4 protein-coding genes are annotated in these 3,635 nt (G+C 57.8%); 2 read left to right on the forward strand and 2 right to left on the reverse strand.

The window, feature by feature from the left end:
* The coding region (locus VJ956_RS11740; protein WP_324085139.1) for a succinylglutamate desuccinylase at positions 1-974 on the reverse strand (974 nt) is incomplete at its 3' end.
* Entirely contained in the window at positions 971-2,455 is a 1,485-nt protein-coding gene (locus VJ956_RS11745) for a hypothetical protein (RefSeq protein WP_324085141.1), read from the reverse strand. The genes VJ956_RS11745 and VJ956_RS11740, both read right to left, overlap by 4 nt.
* A 321-nt stretch (positions 2,456-2,776) precedes the next feature.
* Here VJ956_RS11745 and VJ956_RS11750 point away from each other — a divergent pair, with 321 nt between their 5' ends.
* Both VJ956_RS11750 and trxC read left to right on the forward strand, forming a co-directional pair.
* Complete coding sequence (locus VJ956_RS11750) at positions 2,777-2,953, forward strand: DUF2897 family protein (protein WP_324085143.1); 177 nt, start codon at positions 2,777-2,779, stop codon at positions 2,951-2,953.
* A 254-nt stretch (positions 2,954-3,207) separates the two neighbouring features.
* Positions 3,208-3,635: thioredoxin TrxC (trxC, locus tag VJ956_RS11755; protein WP_324085145.1), on the forward strand; the 428-nt coding region annotated here is incomplete at its 3' end.

A 3,635-nucleotide genomic window follows, 5' to 3' on the forward strand; every position in this document is an offset into this window, starting at 1 on the left:
TTGGTGGTAATCATAAAGGTTCTGATGGCCTGGGCGGGGTAGATCTGTCCATCCCTGACCTCAAGCACCCGCTCCATGTTTTCGGTGCGGTTGTGGCCGATCGCGGTGAGTATGCCAAGGCCTTTGTTGCCAATCCAGCCGAGAGGCTCACCCGGGGAAACAATTCCGAAATTGCGGTGTTCGATGTCCGGCGGAAACGTGAGGTCAGCATGACCGCTTGGCTCCGGGCGATATTCTATGGTCGCTTCAGGCGCCAGCTCCACGCGGATCGGATTTCGCAGAACCGCAACGTTCCACTCTGCTTCTTCCAGTGTCAACACGTCCGGTTTCGAGGTGTATCGCACGAGTCCCTCATAGGCCAGTTGATGAGCCTGATCGTCCTGGGACCCACCACACTCGATGGTTACCGTGGGTACGTCCTGTTCAGAGTATTCCATCAACGCTCCCAGACGAAGATCCGTCATTATCAGGCGGTCGGTGAAGAGCGAGGTCAACGCCTGGTGTGCGGCGTCATTGGTGATGGTTACAGCGAAGGACGGGCCTGTGCCAGAGGTGTTGTGCAGGTCCAGCAGGCATTCAGGATTCACTTTTCGAAGCTCTGCCAGCATGGCCTGTGCGATGGCGCCTTCTTCCCCCTCGAAAGGTTCCTTGAAACAGCGGTTGAGGTCGAGCCCATCGGGCAACTGGCGAAGTGAGAAGGTGGGTGGAACCTTCGCCGGATAGACGCCGCCGAGGAGAAACAGCATGTTGACTTCGGGGGTGTGCTGTTCAAGGAGCCAGCGGTGAAGCGCAAACAGACCCGAGGGTTCATTGCCGTGCAGAAGCGTTGCCATGGCCCGGGTACGGGAGCGGTCGCAACCGGTAACATGAACAACCGTAGGCCTGTGCAGGCGGTCCAGCCACTCAAGGGGTGAGCGGCCCAGGGTCCGGGGTGACGGGTCATTCAGATAGTCAAGTACGTTCGGGTTGCTCACGGTGACAGTGTCCATTCATGGAGCGGGATGTTCTGTTTCTGGTTGGCCATGTAAAGAGCCAGCATACTCCGGAAAGCGTCATCGGAACTCCGGGATCTGAAAAAACATTCGGTGATCTGGCGCTGCCATCGGGCGCCTGTCATGCCGGTTTCGATGCGGCCCTCGATGATTGCCAGCAGGCGGTGAATTTCCGCGTCGTCGACAGCTGTTCGCGTTAATGCTTCCCGGGCTCGGGGCAGCAGCTCACGGGCCACGGTCAACAGGGGTCTGTCCTGCAACTGGATCTGATCCTTGTGCGGCCAGATGATGTCCGCGCCAATGCCATATTTGGCGGCGCGGTAGAAATTATGTTCGGTGTAATGGAAGGGCAGTATCGACGTCAGATGCCGGATGTCGTCGAGTACTGCCAGCGCTGCGCCGATTATGAACAGTCCGTTCGCGCACATATCAACCGGAGTGGGGCCTGCGGGCATCGAGCGAATCTCGATGCGCAGATGACCACCGTCTGTGTGATCAAAGATGACCCGGTTCCAGGGCCAGGTGGTTCCATGGTGCAGGCGCAGTTCGGTCAGTTCCGGCACTTCCCCCCGGTCAATCACGGCCATCGGATCCTCATCCGACATCAGCGGAATGATCGGAGGGTAAAGCGATGCGGAGGCCGCAAACAGTTCCCAGGCGTTGCGGGCCCAGCCGTTGCCGTAATAGACCCTGGACGGGTGGCGCCAGTTTTTCTTGGTGGTGGGTCGGCTGTCGATGGATTGCTTGAACAGGGCAATACGGGTTTCGTCCCAGAGGTGGTGACCAAACAGGCTGGGCGAATTGCTGGCCAGAGCCAGGACTATCGGCGTGACCAGCTGGACGGCATTGAAGTAATCGGCGAAACGGTTGGTCGGGACACGCCAGTGCAGCTGGAACGAGGTATTGGCCCCTTCCATGGTGACGTCGTCGGCCTCCAGATCAATGACGTCGTTGCCACCGATATGGATACTGAAGGGCTCGCCACGCTGCTGGAGCAGGGCCTTGGACAGGGCATGGTAGCGGGGTTCGTCTGTCATTACCTGCGCACCCATATCGGCCTGGCGCAGTGTGGGCAGAATGCCGATTGGCACCAGCTCCCCGCCCAGAGGTGCGGCGTGCTGGTCGATCCGCCTGATGGCAGCGAGCAGCTCCCGCTCGGTTCTGGCAAACGGGTCACCCCTGAAAGCCTGGGGGCTGAGATTGTATTCGAGATTGAAGCGGTTGAGCTCAACCGTCAGTTGGGGGTCCTGAACGCTGGCGGCGATTTCCGTGTTGATGGGCTGGACGCGCAGTTCAGGATTGACAATGTAGAACTCCACCTCGGCACCAACGGAGCTCTGGCCCTCGCCAAAGCCGGGCCGGTCCAGAAGGCGGGTAAGTGCGGTAAGGTCAATCCGGACCTTGGCAGCAAAACGCTCGAACTCTTCCGCCGTAAATTCCGAGTTTTTGATCGATAGTCCCACGGTTACGTCTTCTTTTGGGCTAATTTACCTTGATAGTAGTCATTTCTGGCATTCCTGCTTTACTCCAACCCCGGTGGCGCGATCCCCGGCTGAAAGTGGGGTTCCGCGGCAAGTGCTGCAAGGCGTTCACGGTCGATGCTCATGAAGCGGGGCCGCTAGTGGGCAATGATCTTACACAATGCATCCGGCCCATCCGTTGGAAATAATTCATGGCTGCACTATAGCGTCGTAAGCTGGATTGCCAAAACCTCAAATCTGATTGAAGCGCAGGCAATGTCGGTTCACCATAAAGGGAATCATTTCAGCAGTGGAGGCACAGTTATGCCAACAATAGGATGGGTTTTTGTTCTGGGCGCTATTGCCCTGGTGCTTGGCGGGCTGTTCATGTTGCGCGATAGCGGCAAAATGCCAATATCAAAGGAAAAGATGAGAAAGATCGAAGCGCGAAAGGCCGAGGTTGAGGCCGAGGAAAGCGCGGAGGACCGGGAGAAGTGGTAAAGCATTCGGTCAGTTTGTGATCTGCCGGGGCAAGTCCAGAGCCAGAAATTCCCGCAGCATGCTGTAGCTCAGTCCCCAGATGCAGTAACCCTGATACCGGCAACAGGGAAGATTTATAGTTGCTATCGGTGTGCGCAAGGGCAGTCGGCCCTGGTTTTCGGCAGCGACAAGATAGTCGCAACGGGGGGGCCGCTTGATTTCTTTCCATATGCCCTGATTATCCCTGCAACTAACCAATCAGAGGCGGACCAATAATGACTGACGTTCGACACCTGGTGTGTCCCCATTGCCACAAAGTGAACCGTGTACCTGCTGAAAGGCTGTTATCCGGCGGGAACTGCGGCGCCTGCAAACAATCGCTGTGGCCGGATCAGGTTCTGGAACTGACAGAACAGAGCTTTGCTGCCCACACCGGGCGCAGTGATGTGCCCGTGCTGGTGGACTTCTGGGCCAGCTGGTGTGGTCCCTGCAAAGCCATGGCACCCCAGTTCGAGAAAGCTGCAAAGGAGTGGCAGGGTAAAGTGCGCTTTGCCAAGCTTAACACCGAGCAGGCGCCGGGGCCGGCCGGTCAGTTCGGGATTCGCAGCATACCCACCATGATCCTGTTTCAGAATGGCCGGGAAGTTGCACGCCAGAGCGGTGCCATGAACCAGGCTCAGATCAGTCAGTGGCTGCAATCGAA

Source organism: Marinobacter sp., from assembly GCF_035268745.1.
In the GTDB taxonomy this organism is placed as follows: domain Bacteria; phylum Pseudomonadota; class Gammaproteobacteria; order Pseudomonadales; family Oleiphilaceae; genus Marinobacter.